The following is a 21,203-nucleotide window of genomic DNA, read 5'->3' as shown; positions in this document are numbered from 1 at the left end:
GCCACCAATTGCGATCAAGGAATTTTTGGGATGTGAACGTTGTTCAGGCGGACGTCAGAACGAACCGTCAACACAGAACTGGTAATACACATCGACCGATTGTTCGAGTTCGGCAATATCGATCCATTCGTCTTTCGTGTGGGCTTGAGCGATGTCGCCGGGACCGAATACGACCGTTGGCACGTCAATCGCGGCCAAGCGGGAACCATTTGTGCCATACGGAACGCCGACTCGTTGATGAGGGCCGACGATGCTTTCGATCGTTTTCAGAAGCCCGTCGGCAAGGGCACCGTTGTCATCATCCGGCAGTGGTGGGCTTGCGATCCACGGGGGTTGCATTTCGAATTCGAAATCGAGTTTCGATCGCAAGAACTCCGCGACTTGTTGACGCGCACTTTCGCCGTCTTCACCGGGGATCAAACGACGATCGATTTCGATGACGCACGCATCCGGCACGATGTTCACGCTCGCACCGCCTTCGATCCGTCCGACACTCAGCGTTGCTGGTCCACAGAGCGGATGCGGTGGAAGGGAATCGCCCACCAACCCGGCGTATTCCTCAAGTGCTGAGAGCAAACGAGCCATTCGGTAAATCGCGTTGATGCCGTCTTCAGGACGCGAACTGTGACACGCCCGCCCCGTAGTGGCAATCTTCCACCGCACTGCTCCGCGATGGGCCACCACGACGTCCAAATTTGTCGGTTCTGCGACAATGGCTGCTTCCGGACGCGGCCAAAAGAATGACGATTCGTCAGCCTGCGTGATTTGCTCCGCTAGTTTCGTCACACCCTTCGCACCGGCTTCTTCGTCGCATGTGCAGGAGAGAAACACCGTCGCCGCGTCGGAAGGTTGTTCGTGAACCAACCGCCCGAACGCCGTCAGCATTGCCGCCAAACCGCCCTTCACATCACACGATCCGCGTCCGTAAATCTTGCCATCCCGTTCCGCCGGTTCAAATGGTGGGATTGTCATTCCGCTGACGGGGACCGTGTCTTGATGGGCGTCGAGCAGAACGGTTCGGCCATTGGATCCATCCCAACGCGCGACAATGTTCGCACGGCCCGGTGTGATTTCCGTCACCTTGAACGGGACTCCCCAGGTTTTGAACACGTCGGTTAGGTATTCCGTGACACGAGCTTCAAAATACTCGGGGCCGGTGATATCGCGTCCCATCGGATTGACGCTGGGGATGGCAATCAGTTCTTTCAATCGGTCGGTAACAAGCATGAAACATTTCGTTGTTTGAGATTTGCGTGCGAGCGTGCATTGAGTGTGGCAGCTAGTATGATGAAATTCGCACCGCAAACAAACTGAAGCGATTGGCGGAGTTGATCTCATGCTGGATTCCCTGGAACTTCTCATCCGCGCCGGAAACCCGTTGATCGCCATTGAAACCACCGATGAGGACCGAGCGACGAATCTGGTGCGGAGTGTCGTGCTACGGATGCGGCAGAGTCTCTTTGAGTGGTCGCTGACAACCGGATTGCGTCCCGTCGGTGATGGTGGACCGAACCGGGCTGTCATCGACGGTGGCGAAGTCATGCCGACTTTGGAACACATTCCGAACATCGCTCAACGAACGGTGTTTGTCTTCAAGGATCTCGGTCCGCATTGCAAAGATGCGTTGGTGCATCGCACGTTGCGGGATTTGCTTCGATTGTGCTCCCGCACAAAGTCCACGTTGATTCTCATCGATGCTCTACCGTTGCCTGAGGAAATCAAACGTTTCACGATCCGCTTTGAAGTCGGTTGGCCGGATGCGGCTGAGTTGGAACAGTGCGTCAAAAAGACGTACCAGAAAATTCGAGACGAGAGCCAGCAAAACGTCACTGCCAAGCTGCGACGGAAGGAACTCGAACAACTCGTGCAGAACCTTCGCGGATTAAGTTGTGCGGAAGCGGAACGTGTTGTGGCGGCGGCGATCTATGCGGACAACACGCTGAGTGCCGACGATTTGCAATCCATCGTCGAGGGCAAACGCACGTTGCTTGGTAGTGCCGGATGTTTGGAGGCGATCGCGGCGGATGTCGAACCGGATCAACTGGCGGGGCTCGCGAACTTGAAGACGTGGTTGAAACGGCGTCGCGGCGGGTTTTCGAAGGAGGCTCGTGAATTTGGTTTAGAATCGCCACGCGGCATGTTGATGCTTGGTGTGCCCGGTTGTGGGAAAAGTCTCTGTGCGAAGGTCGTCGCCTCGGAATGGAAAATGCCGCTGCTGCGACTCGATCCCGGAGTGCTTTACAACAAGTTCATTGGCGAAACCGAAAGCCAGTTGCGGCGGGCCTTGTTGCAAGCCGAGGCGATGGCGCCGGTGGTGTTGTGGATCGACGAAATTGAAAAGGCGTTCGCGTCAGCATCGGGTGAAGGTGGCGGAGACGGTGGCTTATCGAAACGGATGTTCGGCACGTTGCTCTCGTGGATGCAGGACCATCGACATCCCATTTTTATCATCGCCACCGCGAACGACATCTCCGCCCTGCCCCCGGAACTCATGCGGAAAGGTCGGTTCGATGAGGTGTTCTTCGTCGATTTGCCGAGTCAGCACGTCCGCGAGCAAGTCCTTGCGATCCATCTGAAACGCCGCAACCGAGACCCGGCCAACTACGATTTGCCCCGCCTCGCGGAAGCCGCCGAACATTTCAGTGGATCGGAATTGGAGCAAGTCATTGTGTCCGCATTGTTCTCGGCATTCTCACAGCGGCGGGAATTAGCGGACGAACATCTGCTCGAAGAAATCGGCAACACACGACCGTTGGCATTGATGATGGAAGAACGCATCCACGAACTCCGCGGGTGGGCTCACAATCGTTGTGTCTCCGCGGATTGAAATCGCCGGGTGTGTGCAGCTAGGAAATTGCATCGACATAAGACGTGAGCCGTGCTGATTCCGGGACCATCGCTCTGCGCGACTTACAGAGCCGCGGCACCCATTGAACGCGACACGCTACGGAATAGAATACCCTCAATGTCGATCCCTCCAATTCTCGCAAGGTATGAACGAATGCTTCGATGGTTAACTGTCTTGAGCGTGCTGTCACTGAGTTTCACCAGCGAACCAACCCATGCTGATGATTGGCCGCAATGGCGAGGCGTGGAGCGGGACGGCGTTTGGCGAGAGAGTGGTATTGTTGAATCTCTGCCCAAAGAACCCGCCAAGCCGGAGTGGCGAGTGGAAATCGGTGGCGGATACGCCGGACCGGCAGTTGCTGATGGCAAAGTCTTTGTGATGGACTACCAGAAAGACTCCGGAAATGTCGTATTCAACCCCGGCGTGGCAGACAAATTGACCGGACAGGAACGGGTATTGTGTCTCGACGCAAAAACCGGCAAACAACTCTGGGAACACGCCTACAATTGCCCCTATGAAATCTCCTATGGCAACGGTCCTCGATGCACACCGACCGTCGACGGCGATCACGTTTACACGCTGGGAGCCGAAGGAAACCTGTTCTGCCTGAATGTCAAAGATGGTTCGGTCGTGTGGTCGAAATCGTTCACCGAAGATTACAACGCCGAAGCACCCTATTGGGGATACTCTTCGCATCCGCTCGTGTACGGTGATTCGTTGATTTGTCTCGTCGGTGGTGAGGGAAGTGTCGCGGTCGCGTTTGACAAAAAAACGGGGCAGGAGCAATGGCGAACACTCTCGGCGAGTGAGATCGGTTATGCTCCGCCGACGGTCATCGAAGCGGCAGGAACCGAGCAACTGCTGATTTGGGACGCTGACAAAATCAACAGCCTTAATCCGAAGAATGGTGAACTCTATTGGAAGATTCCGCTCAAACCGGACTATGCCATGTCGATTATGGCACCGCAGAAATCGGGCGATTGTCTGTTTGCTAGCGGCATCGGCAACATTGGGGCGTTGATGAAACTCGACTCGGACAAACCCGCCGCCGAAGTCGTTTGGCGAGGTGAAGCTAAGACCGGTCTGTACGCCGCCAACAGTACGCCGTTCATTCAAGATGGCACGATGTACGGTTGCGATTGCCGACCGGGAGCGTTGCGCGCGGTCAATCTCGAAGACGGCAAACGATTGTGGGAAACCTACAAACCGACCACGGGCGATCGTCGGGCGGGACACGGAACCGCATTCATCGTGTATCACGAACCGTCGGATCGATTCGTTCTTTTCAGTGAAACCGGCGATCTGATCTTCGCGAAACTGACACCAGAGAAATACGAAGAACTCAGCCGCACGCACATCATCGACCCCACCAGCAACGCCTTCGGTCGCGATGTCGTCTGGGTGCACCCCGCGTTCGCGAACCAATCGGTCTACGCTCGCAACGACAAAGAAATTGTCTGCGTCTCATTGGGCAAGTGATGAGTCTTCGACAAAGGTCAGAACCGGATTGGAGCATGAGTCCGGTTCTGGTCTTCGGATAAATTAACCTCGCAGCACCGGCACTTCGACTTCGTTGAGAATTTGTTCGACCACGTGGTGCGGCGTGACTTTCCGCAGGCGACTTTCCGGACGGATCAATAACCGATGGGCCAGAATCGGGGCGGCGATGCGTTTGACATCGTCCGGGGTGACGAAATCGTGCCCGCGAATTCCGGCGAGTGCCTGCGATGCCCGATACAACGCGATTGACGCCCGTGGGCTGCCGCCGAGAGCAACATCGTCATGCTCACGGGTTTGTTGAACGATTTCCAGAATGTACTCGCGGACTTTCTCGTCAACATGCACGTCCCGCACCGCCAGCTGGCACGCTACGACTTCCGCACTCGAGACAACAGTTTTCACCGCATCAATCGGGTGTTTCTCACGCAACCGTTCGAGCATTTGCCCTTCCGCCTCACGGGACGGGTAACCGAGCGAGAGTCTCATGAGGAAGCGATCCAACTGTGCTTCCGGTAGCGGAAATGTGCCCTCGTGATCAACCGGGTTCTGCGTGGCGATGACAAGAAACGGCGGTTTGAGGTTGTGCGTCACACCGTCGACGCTCACTCGCCGCTCGGCCATTGCTTCCAATAGAGCCGCCTGTGTTCGTGGCGTGGCTCGGTTGATTTCATCAGCGAGCAGAATCTGCGTGAAGATCGGACCGGCTCGAAATTCAAATTCCGTCGTTTTCGGATTGAACACGCTCGCCCCGGTGATGTCCGTGGGCAACAAATCGGGTGTGCATTGGACGCGATGAAACTCGCCGCCCACACTCGCCGCAAGCGCTCGAGCCAACATCGTCTTGGCGACGCCGGGGACGTCTTCGAGCAGAATGTGTCCTTCGCAGAAGTAGCACACAATCGTCTGCACGATCTCGGGACGTTTCCCGATGATGACCGTCTCGATATTTGAAATGAGCTTTTTCGCGGTGGCCGTTATCTGAGCCATAAAAATCGTCTCGTTGAAGGGCCGGAATTTGGTTCAGTGTTCATACAATTGACGATCGTTGCAACCGTCGAGCCTAGTTCAGGTTACGCGATCCGATTCTGCCGATTCGAATGGAAATGTCAATTTTCCTAATCATTCTATGTTTTCTATCTTTACAGTCTGTGACAGTCGTGATATTTTGAGACTCGATCAACAAGTCGTGAGTCCCTGACCACGCACGCTCTCTCATCCGTTTGAATTTGGATCAGTAGTCACAACGCGAACCTTGGTGTTTCCCACTGGAGATGCCGTTTGAGTGGTGGCGTTATGATTCAAAACCTTTGGCATCAATTGATTTGTTTGTCGATTCGTGCCGTCTCTCGTGAATCAACGGAACTCGCTGTTTTTTTTGCGTGGAGAATGCGTCATGAGTTGGTTTTTGGAATTGTGGCGGGATGAACGCGGTTACATGTTGTCCGCGGAAGCGGTTCTGCTGGGCACGGTCGGTGTTGTTGGTGGAACAGTTGGGCTGGGGGTGGTCTCGTCGAGTGTGAACGAGGAGCTATCCGATGTGGCTCACTCGTTTCGAAGCCTCGATCAAAGTTACGAGGTCCGCGGATACCAGAATTGCCGTGCGTACACGCCGGGTTCGGTGTTCCACCAGGAAGACGTCGAGAAGTCTCACAAGGAACTGGATGAACTCGAACGTCGGCTGACGAAGGAAGAGGAACGACGCCGCAAGGAAATCGAACAACGAGCCAAGAAAGAACTCGAGCAACGAGCCAAAGCCGACGACAAATTGAAAGAGGCTCGGAAGAAGCTGGAAGACATCGAGAAGCGAGTCCGCAAGCAGGAGCAGGAGCTCAAGACGATCGAACGTCGGCGAAAGCAGGAAGAAGATCGGCTCAAGCGAGCGAAGAAACGTCGCGACGATGACGACTGAGTTCTGGTCAACGCCAACGTGAAACATGCCCACGACGGAGTGGGCATGTTTAGTCGTTAGGATGTGTTGAACGTTAAGCGGCGATACCGAGCGTGAGTTCCTGCGCGACGCCTTCGATTTCGGTGCCGGTCAACGTCGTGAGACGTTCCGCGTAGCCAACTAGCAAAGCGAGGTCGCAAAGACGATTGATGCGGCGAGGAATCCCTCCGGATCGTTCGAAGATCGTCATGATGGCATCGTCAGAGAACACCAACGGAAGATCATCGTCTTCAGTGCGTCCGGCGGTTTCTAGGCGGTGCTGAATGTATTCCGCAGTTTCCGCCTGGTCGAGTGGTCGCACCAAGGCGGTCACTCCGATACGCTCGGCGAGCGGTCGGCAGCGACGGATCTGCGGTAGCAACGATGGTTCACCGACAAGGACCAACGTGAAGTCGATGTCCTCTTGTTGCTGGAAATTCAGGAGCAAATGCCACGCTTGCAGAAGTTCCGGATCGTTCACCAAGTGGGCATCGTCGACGAAGAGGACCGGCCGCTGCCCTTCTTTGGTCAGCTGTTTGAGCCGGGCTTCCAACGCTCGGAGTGTGCCGTCGAACGTGCCGGGAATGGTGTCGATCGGCCCGTGTCCTCGCAATTCGGCGTAAACCCAGCCGATGAGTTCGTTTGGCGTGAGCCGGGGGTATGTTAGGTGGAGCGAGAGAATTCCGTCATCGGCTGCCTTCGCTGCAACCATGTGTGAGAGGAACGTTTTGCCCACGCCCACTTCACCACACAGCAGTGCGGCACCAAGTCGGCCATCGATCGCATATCGCACCTTCAGCGCAGCCGCCCGGTGCGTTTCGCTGCGGAAGTAGAAGTCCCCAGCGGTGTTGTTTTCAAATGGCCGTTGCTTCAAACCCCAATGTGCTTCGTACATGTCTCACATCTCATTTCGCGTGTTTGAAGTCTGCAGATATTCGTGGAAATCGGGCGGATATCTAATTTCGTTGTGGCATCCGAGGACCACCCCACGGACCGGCGATTCGAGTCGCGGGAACTGCCGGCGATTTTGAGTGACCGTCTTCGATGGTTCCCGTCAACCAAGCCGCTGGGGCATTCGCTGCGGAAGTCGCAGTTTTAGCCACCGATTGTCGTCCGTTGGGCTGATAGTCAGGAATTGATTGCTCGGACCACGGAGGTGTCCCAAATTGCGAACCAGTCGTCACCGGCGCTTCATTCTGTTGCGATGCCAGTTGTGCTGCGGTGGCTGTCGCCTCCGAAGACGCAACGGGCAAGATCGGTTCAAATTCCGGTAACTCGGGGGGAGTCACTTTGTTCGGCACCAAAGCGGTCATCGGAAAGTCGGTTTCGATTTTCGCTGGCTCGACATCTGGCAAGACGGAAATCAGTTGTCCGTCCATGCCAGTCATTTTCTCGGTAGATTGTTCTTGCGATGAGGACACATCGGCGGCTGCGGGAAACCAAGTTTCAGAGAACATCAGCTGACAGAATGTGCCTGTGACGCCCAATCCCAATACCACGCCGGTTGTCCGAGGGTGTTGCCACGCCCGACCGCCGACTTCACGCAGCACAACACCGACGAAACGCGTCAGCTCGGTTGCTCCACGCCAAATTTGACGAGCGGACCACACGCATAGTTGGACAATTTGCGTGAAAATGGTCTTCAAAAATCGCGGCATAACTGGCTCCCACCGATCCGCACGGGCCTACACATATCGTTAACATCGACCGCGAATGGGCCGATCTTGAGGATTTTCTCGACTTTGCCGGATTGGCAGTTTGGGAGGTTTTGTTGGAGTGGGCACTGGTCTCGTGTTGATGTCACCAAACCAAGCAGCAGAGTGTTCCAACAATTGCGATCATTGCGGTGAGCGTGACGAGCAGTTTGGGTAAGCCCAAGAGGCTGGATTTCCATGATGACGGCAAAGTGATGTTCGCCAAATCGACGTCGCCGGGAAGTTCACGAAACACTGCGGCCGCCCAAGTGTCGATCGTGGGCGGAAGTTCCGCGAATACTTCATCGCGACTTTTTCTCGGCGGCCATTCGTAACACGAAGCGTCATCCTGACCGGGATCCGAAGAAACCACTGTCTGAACCGGTGCAGTGGCAACCTGTGTGCTTGTCGCAATTCCGTCGTGCTCACGAGTCTCGGAATTTCCCGTCACCGAGGACGTACACGACATCGTCGACCGTGCCAACGCTGCCGGTTGAGCTTGCAGTTGACGTCGTGAGTCGCGTTTTCGGTAGACGCCTCGGAAACCCAGTTGAGTACAGGCTGCGAACACTTCGAGGGCGTTGACATACCCCAAATAGCGAGCAGTTTCCGCGGACGCGAAGAATCGCCAGGCTCCATGACCGGTGCCGAGAATTTCATGTTCCAGCGGATCACTCCGCCATTGTGACGCTCCGGGCCAATCCGCGTGACTGAGCAAATCGTCGATCCAGTAGACCAATGCCGCTCGCGTCAGTTCTTCTTCGCTACCGTTCGGAGAATCAGGCCATTTCGAGAGGAGATGGTGAATTTGCGGACGCACGTCCTTCGCTTGCAGCGATTCTTCGTTCAGGGATTCCAGGCTGTCAACGACTGACAGCATGACACGAATGACTCGCTCTTTCAGCGGATTCCGCATAGAGTCTGTTCTCTCGGCTTGCGAACGACTTTGGTTGGATAAGTTATAGATCGAACGGAATTCCGCGGCCACTCGGCCTTTTTTCGATTGGGACCGGTTACACCGTCTGCTGAAACTTGACGTGTTTTCCCATCGTCGCCAATTCGCCAGCCCTGCCCACCAGAACTACAACGTGTCGCCGATTTTGTTGATCTTCAATCCGAACTTCTCACCAATCTTGACTGCTTCACCACGCCCGTACAGTTGGTTGTTGACGTACAGATCAAGCAGGTCGTCGCAGGATTTGTCGAAAGTCAGTAGCGATCCTGGTGACAGACTCAACATTTGCTTAAGTTCCACTTGCCGCTCGGCGAGCCGAACCGAGATTGTGACCGGCAATCCCATTAGCCGTCTTGCGTTGACATCTTTTGACGTACCCATTGGTGCTCCCCCGCGTTTTGCAACTTCGTTGATTCTTTCATCGACCAAACCCGACTTGTTTCTTCAGGCATGGCGATTCGTTGCGGTGAAGCTAGAATACGGCGGACTCGGTTTGACTCCTTCAGGACGCCCCGCGGATGTGGAATCGCATTAGCCAATTTTTTTCTTTGATTCGATTCAGTCACACGGTTTTCGCGTTGCCATTCGCGTTGTTGGCAGCGGTGTTGGCTTGGCGGACGGTGCCGTTCCGCTGGCAAGATCTCCTCGGCATCCTGCTATGCATGGTTTTCGCCCGCTCGGCTGCGATGGCGTTCAATCGGTTGGTGGATCGAAAAATCGACGCCGATAACGCCCGGACCGCCGGTCGTCATTTACCTGCTGGGACTCTCTCGGTCCGTGCGGTGACGCTATTTGTCATCTTCACATCGGCCGGGTTCATCGTTTCGACGCTGCTGTTCCTGCCGAATCGATGGCCGTTATTTCTGTCTGTGCCGGTGCTGTTGTTTCTGCTCGGCTACTCGTACGCCAAACGGTTCACGATGTGGTGTCACTATTGGTTGGCAGCGGCTCTGATGCTCTCGCCGATCGCCGCTTGGATCGCACTCACTGGGGAAGTCGCTTGGACGCCAGTCCTGCTCGCGGCCGTGATTTTCTTCTGGGTCGGCGGGTTTGACATCATCTACGCCTGCCAGGATGAATCTTTCGACCGCGATCGCGGATTGTTCAGCGTGCCGGCAAAACTCGGTACGAAATCAGCCTTGCGAGTGGCGTTCATCAGCCATTTGCTGACCATTGCTTGCCTGTTCGGCTTGTGGTGGGTCGCGGAATTGGGATGGGTGTTCTTCGCGGGAGTGGTCGGAGTTTCTATCCTGCTGGCCTACGAACATGCCATCGTAAGACCCAACGATCTCAGCCGCGTGGGACTCGCGTTTTTCCAAATCAATGCGATTATCTCAATTGGTTTGTTCGTGTTGGGACTGATCGATGTCCTCATCGCTTGAGAACCGACTGGTCTGTCAGGCGTGAAAGTTCGGGTGCCACTGGCAAAGCCAATGGCACCCAACCCTAAATTCTTGAGTTGACGCTCCACTGTGTTCCGACAGCGCCTCGCGCCTGACACCCTCACTTCGACTTTGGTCCCATCTTGCGATAGGGCCACTCCGGTGATCCTGGCGGGTCCACGGCCTTCGGCGATTTGCCGAGTGCGAAATCCCATGGGTAGATATCGCGTTCTTTCCAGAACGGTTTCCGAGTGAACCCGTAAAAACTGGGGTAAAACGGATCGACGAACTCAACGTTCGCCTTCTTCGGCACATCGAGTCCCGTGAGATTATACACGGCATTCACGACGATGCGGCGAGCATCTTCGTTAACCAAGTCCACCGCTGCCCCCATGGTTGTGCAGAACGATTTGCCTTCACCGCCGCCGGGGGATTTGTAATTGTGCATCCATGCCAACGGCATCATAGGATTGTTCTTCGGACCATCGATCGGTTCTGAATCGGGATCGAGTGATTCCGTCACTGCTCCCCGCAGCAAGATCGTGTCAGTATCGGTTAGGTGCGTGACGGCGTATACATCCGACGGAGCGAATACGTCTTTCACACCATTGAGAACCGGATGGTCGGCGTTTTCTTCTTCGATCACTCCGCGACAGCCTTGGCGTTTGTGGGCACCGTGATGTGCCACCCACTGTTCACCTAAAATCTGCCGACCAAAATACGACCACGGTCCACGAAACCCATGCGTCGCGGTTCGCAGGCCAATGACCGGCTTCCCGGCATCCAGGTAGGCTTCGAAGTGTTTCATGTCTTCTTCGGGCGGAGTCCGAAACCGTGTGGCAACAATCATCAAATCCGCGTCCTTCAAGGCTTCCAAACCAGGCAGATGGTTTTGGTTGTTCGGATCGATGTACCCCTTCTCCGGGTCCGTCGAGAACAATACCGTGCAGGTGAAACCGTGACGCTGACTGAGAACCTTCCCCAGCATCGGCAACGCCTCTTCGGAGCGGTATTCCTCGTCGCCGCTAATCAGCACGACGTGTTTCCCCTTCCCCGGCCCCTCTTTGCCTTTGTAGACCAAATCTTCGGCAAACAATTGTGAGCCGCCAAACAGTAATACGCCCATCGCGAGCAGCAAGTTTCGTTTCATCGCATCGTCCATTTCAAAGGTTGAGCTTCATGAAATCAATGTGTGTCACAGAGCCGTGGCATACTCTTTCAATTGACCAGACTTCGATCTTCCGGCTTTCCGACTAGTGGTGGGAATGGTCTTCAAACATCATATGTTTCTTGTCAGCCTTTGCGTAAACATACGCGATCAGATCGAGAATCTCTTCCCGCGTCAGTTTGTTGAGCAAACCCTTCGGCATGATCGAGGTTTTCGATTTGACACGGTCCTCGATATCCGCTGTCTTGATGACTAACGGATCGCCCTTGGCGAGCGGGTCGACGAGGACTTTCACTTCAGTCTCAGTTTCCTCGACAATCATGCCGGTCACGATTTGTCCCGATGTCAGCACGAAGGTGTTCGATTGAAACTTCTCGTCGATTTGCTTCGACGGTTCGATCATCGATTCCAGAATGTGTAACGCCGTCTGCTTTTTCGGATCGAGTTTCGCCAAATCCGGTCCAAGTTCCCGCCCTTCCCCGCCGAACTTGTGACACGCCACACAGTTCGCAACGCGGAACAGGTTTTTGCCAACATCGAAGGAACGGCCATGTTTCAGTGGGGAGACGTACTCGGCCAAGTCTTCGACTTTCCAGTCCGTATCGCGACCGATGAATTCCAGTAACTCATCTTGAATGGACAACGGGTGATTCGCCAAATACTCGTCGCGATTGGCTTGGTAAGCTTCCAAATCTTCAACGACATACAACGCCCCATACATCCGCCGCCAGTGACCGGGATACGTGCAGACATACGGATACACACCCGGTTTCTTTGGAGCTTCGAAAGTGAGAGCCTGCGATTGCTTCGGTTGCAACAACCGGCTGGCGAGCAAGATATTGTCGGTCTTGGGAATGTATTGACGTTCCATGGCGTCCGGATCGCGAGCGGTGTTTTCGGCGAGCGTACCGACTTCCGCAAGCGTGCCCGGTTGGACGATCGCAAAGTTGTGCGGCATGTTGTCGGAGTTTGAGAATCGGAACTCAACCGGCTGACCCGCTTGAACGGCGATCCGTTCCTTATCATAAATCATCCGTTCTGGCACGGTGCCGATGGCGATCACGCGGACATCGAGGTTCTTCAATCGCTCCTCGACCGCGTTTGCATCGTCTTTCGGAAGCGACTTTGAAAGCGACCTCGTGAGCTCCACGGCTTCCAACGCCGCCGGTCCCGTTCTTTGTGAAGCAGGGATGCTACTGAGATAACCAACGAGGTTGTCGACCAACTCCGTGACATTCGCGGGATGACTCGATTCTGGCAACTTCGCCATCGCCGCAATCGCTGCTGGACGGTGCTTACCGAGTTTGATCAGTCGAGTCAAATCGCGGAACTTCTCGTCATCGTGATTAGGAATCGATTCAAGAGTTTTGATCGCGAGATCGTGCAGCGTTTGCTTGCCACCGACGAACAACCGATCGGCGGAGATGCTTTGCTTCTTCATTCCCGGCCCCGACCACGTAACCTTCAAGCCGTCGCCGCCACCGTTGTCGAAGTAGGTGACTAGCAGCGAATGCAACCCCGGCGTGAGTTCCACCGAACCGGATCGCTCGACGATGCCGTGCAGACCATCGTTGTTGATCAGCAGTTGATCGTTCAGATAGACTCGCGAACCATCATCCGAGGCGATAAAGAACGTGTATTTGCCGGGTTGATTCACTTGCACCAGGCCGTTGAATCGCAGTGCGAATTTGTCACGTTGTTTCAATTGCGGCACGTTCATCACGATTTCGGGAACAATACCGCTGGCTTTGGGTTGCATCCCGTCCAGAGTCTCGCGAGCGACGTTGCTGGCACTGGGATAAAAATAATCGACGTGAATACCAGGACGTGCCAACGCCGCTCCGCCGGGTTCGGCTTCCAAGTTCGGCGGCAGTTCAAATGCCAACGCCCGTACGTCGTCATAGAGTTCCGCTCGCAACTTATCATCCGGAATCGTGGGCACCGCGTTGAGCAAATCCCGCAACGAGTCTTTGCTCTTCGAAGCCGCCAGAAACGCCGCGTCGCCAGATTGATCCGCGATGATCCACGCTGCAAACGCCGCTTCATGAGTGGATGCTGACAAGTGTTCGACATCAGTCGCGAGCGAACGCAAGAGTTCGCGGGACTTTTTCAACTCCGCTGGGGCACGCCGGATGAGCAATTCTCCCAACTTATTCGTTTGATTCTTCTGATCCAGAGAAACGATGAGATCATGCAACAGCGAGACCGGTTCTTCGTGAGTCAACTTTGCCAAACCGGCGAGCGACTCTTGCAGATCCTTCATCGCTACATCATCGCGACTGAGGATCGCTGCATAGACCGCTTCGGTGCGGTCGAGTTTTAACAAGTCCGCCGCACTGGCATTCCGCAGGGCATACGCTTCAGCCGCTTTCGAAAGAGGTATCTTCGAACGCAAGGCTTCTTGCACGAGTTTCTCGACGTTCATCTGGCCACGGGCATACTTCAGCACGGTTTCTAATTCGGGATCGAGCGGACGAGCGGCGACTTCGAAAATCACTTCCGCCGCGGGCAACCCTTCAAACGAAACCGCCGCCTTGACCGCTTCGGCTCGCACGAGCGCGGACTCATCCTGCGCGGCCGCGACAAGCAACGGTTGCCAATCCTCGATCTGCGTGCCCCAATGACCAAGTGTGCGAATCGCTGCCGCTCGGACTCGCGGTTCTTCCGCATGGTATACGCGAGCCAACAGTTCGGGGTTCGGTACCCGCTGTTCCTCGAAGACCCACAAACATTCGAGCATGGCCTGGGCATCCGCAGGGTTGTTCGGATCGAGTGACTTCGCAAACTTCGTAACCTCACGCACGATGTCGACGGTTTCACGACCAGTGAGTTCCAAACGGGCTCGGTAACGAACCGCGTTCGTCTTCGCGAAGAATGCCTGACATACCTCGGCAATCGGTTTGCCTTTGAGCTTGAGCGGTTTGAGAAGTTCCCGCCCTTCCGCAGTCACACGGTAAATTCGACCGTGCTCATGATCGCGGTTCGGGTCACGGATGTTGTGCTGCATATGTCCGATGAGAGCGTTGCTCCAATCCGCCACATACAATGCACCATCCCCGCCGATCTCCACATCGACCGGACGGAAATTCGGATCTGACGACAACAGCACTGGTTCGATTTCCTCGGCGGTGATGTCGGCTCCGTTATATTTCACTTCATGCTGCAAAACCCCGAGCACGCCGATGGTATTGCAGATCAGGAAGTTGCCTTGGTTTTCTTTCGGAAAGTGTTCGCTCGACAACAACCCTGTCGCCGCCACCGGTCGCACTCGTTTTTCGAACCAATGCTTGTTGCCGACGCCTTTGCCGATGTTGACGTAACTCCCGGTGCCGCTGGTGCCGTCGTTGGCGAACTGGTACCCCCATTGATCGAACACGTCACCGTGCGGATTCGGACCGATCGGGAAGTGAAAGCTCATTTCGAACGTCCGCGGATCGAACCGATGCACGCCGCTGCGAGTCGAACGGTACGTTTGCGTCGGTGTTTCCATCGAAGCAATATTGAAAATACCCCGCGACCAGTACAACCCGCCGTCCGGTCCGATGACCATCGCATTCGCGGAGTGGTGCGAGTCCGCACTGGACACGCCCTGCAACATACGAATTTTATTGTCGGCCTTGTTGTCGCCATCCGTGTCTTCGAGGAACCAAATTTCCGGCGGAGCGGCCACCAACATGCCACCACCCCAAAATTCAAACCCGGTGATGCTGTTGAGTTCGTCCGCGAACACAATGCACTCGTCCGCCACGCCATCGCCGTCTTCATCCGGCAGACACAGGATGCGATCCCGGCGAGGTTGCGTCGGATTCCAGTGCGGATAAGAGGGCCAGACCGAAACGAACAACCGACTATCGGTATCGAACGACATTTGGACGGGGTTGATCAACTCCGGGAACATGTCCTCCGAAGCGAACAAATTGACCTGCATACCGTCAGCGAGTTTCATCTTCTCCATGGCTTCTTCACCATCGAGATAGGAAAACCGTCCGTCTGCTAAATCGCCCGCTTTGTTGGTTCGCACCGCGAGTTCTTCGGGGAGGTTGTCATCTTTGACTTCGAAATCCTCACCCTGTGCAACTGCCCAAATGCGACGATCGCGGTTGGCGGTCATGACATCAAAGATTTCCATCTCCCGCATCATCACGTCCGCATTCGACTGCCCAAACCAAGCCAACTTGGATCGCCCGCCATAGACGTTGTAACCATCGACGACCCGATATCGACTAAACCAGTAGTAGTTCTTGTCCTGTACGGCAGAATACAGAAGTTTCAATGAGGACAATGACGGAGCGTTTGGCAGGATTCGTTCGGCCACGATCGGAACAATCGCCGCATAGCCAGCTTCATTCAGATGAATACCGTTGATGGTCAACGGTTTCTCGGCATGCTCGTAGAGCAATTTGCTGGGATGCAAAAGATCGACGAAGAGAACTTCCTTCTCGCCGCAGATCTTCTGCATTGCTGCCGTGTACTTTTGAAGATTCGCGTTATTAGCATGACCATCCGGCAGATGCGGGCTGTTCAAGTTTTCGTGAGCAATCGGCGAAAACATGACCAACCGCGGGGCCGATTCGCCGTTGTATTTCTGCGACCGCATATGGTCGATCATTTCAGCGAGGTCTTTGCGGAACGTCGGTAGGCCATCGTCGCCCCGGAAGGCTTCGTTGAAACCGAAGAAACAGAAGATGACGTCGGCTTCCACCTTTGTTAGCCACTCGTCCGGCGAACCGAAATTCTGTGATCGATTGCGTGTCTTGAGTTCATCGCCAGCGAACCCCAAATTCCGGAAGACAAGCTCATGCTCTGGGTACGCCGCGTGAATTGCCGTCTCCAACCACGGATAGTGCTGCATTCGGTCGGCGAGCGTATTGCCGATGTAGGCGATGTGGTCGCCCTTCTTGAGTTCCAGCTTCGGTTCGGCTCCGAGTAACACCGCCGACCAAGCAACAATGAACAGCGTCCCTAATAATCGCGGCAGCGTCATGAATCATCCTCATCCAATTTCGGTCGCAATTGGCGGACGGATGCGAATGGAATTGGCCCGCCGGTTTCAGTTGTGTGGATCTCAAGCGTAGAGTCAGATCGACGATTTCACAACTGTGCCCAAGAATTCCCGATGTGGTCTATCCCACGTGGAGGCCCAACAAAAAAGCCGCATCCGATGGGGATGCGGCTAAAGAAATCAAATTGGACCAGGCGAACCTACTGCGGCGGCGGAGCGAGTTCCGTCGGGCGATAAATGACCCCCGCCGGATCCTTCGCTGGTAGGCCTTCGGGACTCTTGGCATTGATCCGCGGAATGCCGGCTTCCACACTCGGCCGTTTCACCCGTGGATCGTACGGCACGTAATTCGGGAAGTAGTCGACCAACTGTTTCCAAAGGTCTTTTTCTCGCATGACCGGATCGGGAATCTCGTAGTTTCGCCGACCATCGATTACTCGGTACAGCTCACCAGTGAACTGGTTCTGAATCATTCGCATCTGTTCGACTTTGTTCAGTGGCCGTGCTCCCACACGCCCGAAGACAGACAATTGATTCCCGGCTTCGTCAACCGCTCGGTCACGGTCAACACCTTCAGAGATGGCAACCGCGTGTCCCTCCTTCGGGATTTGGAAAGTCGCCACAAGTGTCGGAGTTGGTCGCGGGTTGAATCCGCGATAGCCAGGCGTGTCAGTCGAAGTAAGTTGGACGACTCGCAGGCCATTCTTGCCGTCCGCCACATACGCGAATTGACTAGTGTAAGCGATGCCAAGTTTGACATCGTGGACATCATTCATACAGCCACCGGCTGTGAATGACTGGTCTAGTTTCGGTGCAAGCGGGTTCTTGACATCGCAAATCAAAAGACCATGTTTGCCACCAGCAACATAAGCATATCCGCGAGCGACATACACGTTATGTGCTTCAGGTAGAGGCAACACACTTACGACATGCGGGTGTTTATAGTCCGTGGTGTCTAGGATTGTCAGACCTTCACTGGTCGTGACGAATCCATAGCGGAACTGTACGCCGACACTCGTCGGGTGATGCACACCTTCCACGACACATGCAACATTCGGGTGAGTCGGATCCTCAAGGTCAACGACGACGAGACCGGCATCACAGCATAGATAAGCTGAGGTTCCGACGATTTCGACACTCCGTGCACCTTTGAGTAATCCACCAGGATTGAAGGTCACCGCTCGTTCAACAAAGTTGTTAGTCGGGTTGCCGTCTAGCAGCGTTCCGACACTCACGATGACGAGTCCTTCGTATTTGTCCGCAACATAAATGTTTGCGTACAACGGGTGGACTGCCGGTTCTTTATTCTCCGGATGTTGCACACGGGTTGGGTCCGGTGCAATCGTCGTCGGAGCGGCGACATCCATCGCAAACTTCGTGCGGACATAGAGTCGTTGCCCGATTGGCGAAACAGGAGCCGACACAATTCGTTCACTAAACCCTTTGTGGTCTGTAAATGCGATATCAAAGATTCGCAATCCAAGTTCACCACAGGCGGCGTACAGGAACTCGCCTCGGTGTTGCAGACTCAGGATTCGAGGTTTCTGGAACGGATGGAAGATGTTCTCACCGATGTCTTTACCAGGGTGTTCATGGAACAACTCTAGGTAGCCATCGCGTTTGATGTGTTCCTTAAAGTAGTCCGGGTAAGATAGCTTGTGTAGTTTACTACCGATCACCGCTTGAGGCTCGCCACGTTCGGTGACTTGAACTGCGAATAATCCATGATCATCAGCAGCAACCCAACAGTACTTGCCGATGAAGTTCATGAAGTTCGTGCCTTGCATCATGAGTTGGGCTAGCAAGGCATTGTTGTCTTCCATTTCCGACACGTGACAGTCGGTGCAGAGTTTGGTTTCGCCTTTGCCACGCACGGTGTGTGGGGCATTGGAGCTAAACGCAATTCCTGATAGACCGTCGCCGGAAATCGTTTGCTGTTGATAGTAGATGGACTCGCGGTTTTTGTTGTACGAACCCACGTGGATTGCACAAGCACTCCGTGCCGGTCCAATTCGATTGCCAGTGACTATGCCGTCACGAGCAAGCATATAGACTTCATCTCTCAACGTCTGCCAGTTGTAGGCTGTATAGTTGAGGTCGACATCACCCTCGTTGTGAAGCTCTGGCATCTTGCGGTCTGCCTTTTGGGGCAGGTGGCAACCATAACAACTTGGATTCCACGAAGAGTGGCAGGCAATGCAAGACAGCTTGTTTCTTGAGTGAGCACACTTCCGCGGATCTTCCGGAAGCATCCCCCATTTCATTTGCCCCGACTCTTCATCGAGGTGCGCGGTCTTCGCAATCGCTGATTGCGCATTGTAGTCTTTATGGGTTGGGTCAATTGTGTGTTTGGTTTGCTTGACTTCCCAGGACAGACCTTTTTCGACCATCGAGTTTTGATAGAGCTTGCCGTCTTTCCACTCAAAGCGTCGTTCACCGAATGGTGTTCGCATTGCAGAAATGAGTCGGCCTAGTGGTTTGTCCGGTCCGCGTTCTTCAGCGGCGGGGCCAGTTGTGCGGAGTCCATCTTCACTGACTTCCCATGCAAACTCCGATGATGTCCCGTGGCAGTTGATACATTGGATTTCAATGGCAGCTCGCACTTCACCATAGAGCTTTGTGTTGCCATGCATGTCTTGAATATAGTGACAGTCAATACAGTGCATGCCCATTTCAAGGTGGACATCGAGCATATGCACGGGCACATTATCGCGCATCTTGTCGAGCTGCGCTTCCATCTGCTTGATCAACTCCGGATCTTTCTTGTCTCGATCCTTATAGAGTTGTTTGACGTACTGGGGGATGAGAATCGACATCTGCATTTGCGAGTTGCCGACGTTCTCCAGTCGATTGTTCTTATGGTCGAGCGGTGTACCGTCTCGGTCTTTCTTGATGACCGAATGGAACGCCCAGCCGTGACCATGGAAATCAGCGAACTGTGTTTTGTCTAGGAACGGATTCAGTTCCGCGACTTTACTGAGAAACTCGTTATCGCCCCACAAACCTTTCACACTGGCTTCGTGTGGGTCACTCATTTGACCTTGAGCATAGTCTTCCGAGGTGGGGTAGCGTTGTTTCTTCGGCCACATGTGTTCGCCCTCGGTTTCGAGGTCCCACCACATATAACCGAAGTAACTATTCATGACTGTCGTACCAGGGTGCATATGGCAGATCATACACTGGCTCGACGGAATGGTTCGGACAAACCGGTGTTCGATCGGGTGTCCTGATTCGTCGGGGGGGATTGTCGGGTCGACACTGACGACCATTTCATCCGGAGCTTTGGCACGTGTGCCTCGGTTGCCGTACTTCGCATATGGGCCCGAGTGAACGGGGCTACGATCGTTCGCGTAGACGACGTGACACGCCGTACAACCACTGGAGCGATAGTCACCCGCATGATCGTTGGTGCCCATGAAGTTGAGCGTCGGGTCGAGCAACCGGCTCTTGTTCAAACTCACGAACACAGGGTCGGTTCGGTTTAGAGTTCCAAGACCGCGAGCACCGAGTTTTTCGCGTGGTTTACCGGGGTCGTTCAATCGCTCTGGAATGCCGGTTTCAATCACAAACCGGCCACCACGTTCAAAGACTCGCAGGATGTTACCTGGCTGCGAGTTTTGGTATCGAGGCAGCGGATCAAGAAACGGTAAGATGCCTTTCTTGTCGCGTTCTTCTTCGGTGGGCAGCGGGTAGGTTTGCATTCGCTGTGGCGTGCCCAGCATGGAATAACTTTCGCCGTACCGAGCCCACTTGTTGGGAACGGACCCATTGTTGTACAACGCCGAACCCCAGAGCATACAGCCATGGGTCATCATGCTTTTCTTGACTTGCAGGTTGATATCGGAGTGACATCCGCTACCACCGCAAGAGATGTGAACCACACGCAAGTCGCCGGGGTTGACGAAGCGAATCCACTCGGGGCGTTCGTGGTTGAGCAACGTGTAGGATCGAATTGGGTTCGCCGCCGTTCGCCAGGCATCCGGGAACCGCGGACTGGGATGAGCTCGTTCTTTCGTCGTTGCCGTCGGATCGCCACCGTGACAGTCGACGCATCCCAAATGGAAGGATTGCGTGTAGTGTGGATCGTGCACGGTCTTGTGACACTCGACACAACCAAAACTCTTGGCGATCGCGTCGTCTTTGGTTTGATTGAGCAAGCTTGTTTGATGTGCGTCGAAATTTTGGGGCAGCGGAAACGGGTCTTGCGTTGCTTTCGGAGCCCGTGTTGCAGCATCTTCCTGCAAAATCGCGTCGGCTTGCAACACAGTACCCTGGCCGACCGAAGCCGGTTGTGTGCCAGTGACTTGCTGAACCGCTCCACGGATGCGTTCACCCAATGTCGGCTCGGTCGGTTCGGAGTCGACCGTGTTTCTCGGAGGAGCTGGTTCCTCAGCCGCAGATAATGGTGCGACTGGTGCAGGTTGCAGCGTCCACCAGAGGAACGCTGACAAACTTGTGATGCAAATGGCCAAGATGGCCAACGGTGCTTTGGCGCGACCCATCGCTTCCGGCCCTCCCTCTCCGGCTGACGAAAAATTGTTTCGCGCATTTTCGGCTTCCTCGCCGTACACGAACAATGGCCAGTGGTGATAACCGGATGTTCCGGTCAGGTCAAGGGGAAATCAGCGGGTTGCGGGTGTTCAGTCACGCAATTTTGCCAAATTTTGGAAAATTCGCTCAAGATCCGGCACTGGAACGCAAACGACTTTGGGACGACGGTTGTTGCC

13 protein-coding genes are annotated in these 21,203 nt (G+C 54.8%); 4 read left to right on the top strand and 9 right to left on the bottom strand.

Annotation, left to right across the window (positions count from 1 at the left end):
• Positions 1 to 54: 54 nt before the first annotated feature.
• Positions 55 to 1,227, bottom strand: coding sequence for a M20 family metallopeptidase (locus G6R38_RS15135; protein ID WP_166827256.1), 1,173 nt, complete (start codon positions 1,225 to 1,227; stop codon positions 55 to 57).
• A gap of 109 nt (positions 1,228 to 1,336) precedes the next feature.
• Between G6R38_RS15135 and G6R38_RS15130 the strand changes: the two genes are divergently transcribed.
• Both G6R38_RS15130 and G6R38_RS15125 read left to right on the top strand, forming a co-directional pair.
• Positions 1,337 to 2,827, top strand: coding sequence for an AAA family ATPase (locus tag G6R38_RS15130; protein WP_166827251.1), 1,491 nt, complete (start codon positions 1,337 to 1,339; stop codon positions 2,825 to 2,827).
• Between the two features lie 174 nt (positions 2,828 to 3,001).
• Positions 3,002 to 4,327 carry a PQQ-binding-like beta-propeller repeat protein gene (locus tag G6R38_RS15125; RefSeq protein WP_166827246.1) on the top strand — a complete coding sequence of 442 codons (1,326 nt, stop codon included), beginning with the start codon at positions 3,002 to 3,004 and terminating at the stop codon, positions 4,325 to 4,327.
• A 63-nt stretch (positions 4,328 to 4,390) separates the two neighbouring features.
• Here G6R38_RS15125 and G6R38_RS15120 read toward each other — a convergent pair whose 3' ends face one another.
• Positions 4,391 to 5,335, bottom strand: a complete 945-nt coding sequence (locus G6R38_RS15120; RefSeq protein ID WP_166827242.1) for an AAA family ATPase — start codon at positions 5,333 to 5,335, stop codon at positions 4,391 to 4,393.
• 406 nt (positions 5,336 to 5,741) lie between these two features.
• Here G6R38_RS15120 and G6R38_RS15115 point away from each other — a divergent pair, with 406 nt between their 5' ends.
• Positions 5,742 to 6,257: a hypothetical protein gene (locus tag G6R38_RS15115; protein ID WP_166827238.1), complete on the top strand. Its 516-nt coding sequence runs from the start codon at positions 5,742 to 5,744 to the stop codon at positions 6,255 to 6,257.
• A 73-nt stretch (positions 6,258 to 6,330) separates the two neighbouring features.
• Here G6R38_RS15115 and G6R38_RS15110 read toward each other — a convergent pair whose 3' ends face one another.
• The 4 genes from G6R38_RS15110 to G6R38_RS15095 all read right to left on the bottom strand — a co-directional run bounded on the left by G6R38_RS15110 (position 6,331) and on the right by G6R38_RS15095 (position 9,305).
• Positions 6,331 to 7,170, bottom strand: coding sequence for an ExeA family protein (locus G6R38_RS15110; protein WP_166827233.1), 840 nt, complete (start codon positions 7,168 to 7,170; stop codon positions 6,331 to 6,333).
• 61 nt (positions 7,171 to 7,231) lie between these two features.
• Positions 7,232 to 7,933 carry a hypothetical protein gene (locus G6R38_RS15105; protein WP_166827228.1) on the bottom strand — a complete coding sequence of 234 codons (702 nt, stop codon included), beginning with the start codon at positions 7,931 to 7,933 and terminating at the stop codon, positions 7,232 to 7,234.
• Between the two features lie 142 nt (positions 7,934 to 8,075).
• Entirely contained in the window at positions 8,076 to 8,885 is an 810-nt protein-coding gene (locus G6R38_RS15100) for a DotU family type IV/VI secretion system protein (RefSeq protein WP_166827221.1), read from the bottom strand.
• A 165-nt stretch (positions 8,886 to 9,050) separates the two neighbouring features.
• Positions 9,051 to 9,305 carry a FliM/FliN family flagellar motor switch protein gene (locus G6R38_RS15095; RefSeq protein WP_166827216.1) on the bottom strand — a complete coding sequence of 85 codons (255 nt, stop codon included), beginning with the start codon at positions 9,303 to 9,305 and terminating at the stop codon, positions 9,051 to 9,053.
• 137 nt (positions 9,306 to 9,442) lie between these two features.
• Here G6R38_RS15095 and G6R38_RS15090 point away from each other — a divergent pair, with 137 nt between their 5' ends.
• Positions 9,443 to 10,306: a UbiA-like polyprenyltransferase gene (locus G6R38_RS15090; RefSeq protein WP_166827209.1), complete on the top strand. Its 864-nt coding sequence runs from the start codon at positions 9,443 to 9,445 to the stop codon at positions 10,304 to 10,306.
• Positions 10,307 to 10,427: 121 nt separating this feature from the next.
• Here the strand turns inward: G6R38_RS15090 and G6R38_RS15085 are convergent, their stop codons facing one another.
• The 3 genes from G6R38_RS15085 to G6R38_RS15075 all read right to left on the bottom strand — a co-directional run bounded on the left by G6R38_RS15085 (position 10,428) and on the right by G6R38_RS15075 (position 20,978).
• Positions 10,428 to 11,456, bottom strand: coding sequence for a ThuA domain-containing protein (locus tag G6R38_RS15085; RefSeq protein ID WP_166827205.1), 1,029 nt, complete (start codon positions 11,454 to 11,456; stop codon positions 10,428 to 10,430).
• 103 nt (positions 11,457 to 11,559) lie between these two features.
• The gene (locus G6R38_RS15080; protein ID WP_166827202.1) at positions 11,560 to 16,458 is read right to left on the bottom strand and encodes a PVC-type heme-binding CxxCH protein; all 4,899 of its coding nucleotides are present in this window, start codon (positions 16,456 to 16,458) and stop codon (positions 11,560 to 11,562) included.
• A gap of 218 nt (positions 16,459 to 16,676) precedes the next feature.
• Positions 16,677 to 20,978 carry an LVIVD repeat-containing protein gene (locus G6R38_RS15075; protein WP_166827198.1) on the bottom strand — a complete coding sequence of 1,434 codons (4,302 nt, stop codon included), beginning with the start codon at positions 20,976 to 20,978 and terminating at the stop codon, positions 16,677 to 16,679.
• Positions 20,979 to 21,203: the final 225 nt, after the last annotated feature.

It is taken from the genome of Thalassoroseus pseudoceratinae (assembly GCF_011634775.1).
GTDB lineage: Bacteria > Planctomycetota > Planctomycetia > Planctomycetales > Planctomycetaceae > Thalassoroseus > Thalassoroseus pseudoceratinae.
The sequence above is the reverse complement of the archived record's forward strand: the minus strand, read 5'-3'. Positions and strand labels throughout refer to the sequence as shown.

Coding starts and splice junctions, on each gene's coding strand:
- G6R38_RS15135 (WP_166827256.1), bottom strand. CDS start 1,227: ATGCTTGTTACCGACCGATTGAAAGAACTGATTGCCATCCCCAGCGTC.
- G6R38_RS15130 (WP_166827251.1), top strand. CDS start 1,337: ATGCTGGATTCCCTGGAACTTCTCATCCGCGCCGGAAACCCGTTGATC.
- G6R38_RS15125 (WP_166827246.1), top strand. CDS start 3,002: ATGCTTCGATGGTTAACTGTCTTGAGCGTGCTGTCACTGAGTTTCACC.
- G6R38_RS15120 (WP_166827242.1), bottom strand. CDS start 5,335: ATGGCTCAGATAACGGCCACCGCGAAAAAGCTCATTTCAAATATCGAG.
- G6R38_RS15115 (WP_166827238.1), top strand. CDS start 5,742: ATGAGTTGGTTTTTGGAATTGTGGCGGGATGAACGCGGTTACATGTTG.
- G6R38_RS15110 (WP_166827233.1), bottom strand. CDS start 7,170: ATGTACGAAGCACATTGGGGTTTGAAGCAACGGCCATTTGAAAACAAC.
- G6R38_RS15105 (WP_166827228.1), bottom strand. CDS start 7,933: ATGCCGCGATTTTTGAAGACCATTTTCACGCAAATTGTCCAACTATGC.
- G6R38_RS15100 (WP_166827221.1), bottom strand. CDS start 8,885: ATGCGGAATCCGCTGAAAGAGCGAGTCATTCGTGTCATGCTGTCAGTC.
- G6R38_RS15095 (WP_166827216.1), bottom strand. CDS start 9,305: ATGGGTACGTCAAAAGATGTCAACGCAAGACGGCTAATGGGATTGCCG.
- G6R38_RS15090 (WP_166827209.1), top strand. CDS start 9,443: ATGTGGAATCGCATTAGCCAATTTTTTTCTTTGATTCGATTCAGTCAC.
- G6R38_RS15085 (WP_166827205.1), bottom strand. CDS start 11,456: ATGAAACGAAACTTGCTGCTCGCGATGGGCGTATTACTGTTTGGCGGC.
- G6R38_RS15080 (WP_166827202.1), bottom strand. CDS start 16,458: ATGACGCTGCCGCGATTATTAGGGACGCTGTTCATTGTTGCTTGGTCG.
- G6R38_RS15075 (WP_166827198.1), bottom strand. CDS start 20,978: ATGGGTCGCGCCAAAGCACCGTTGGCCATCTTGGCCATTTGCATCACA.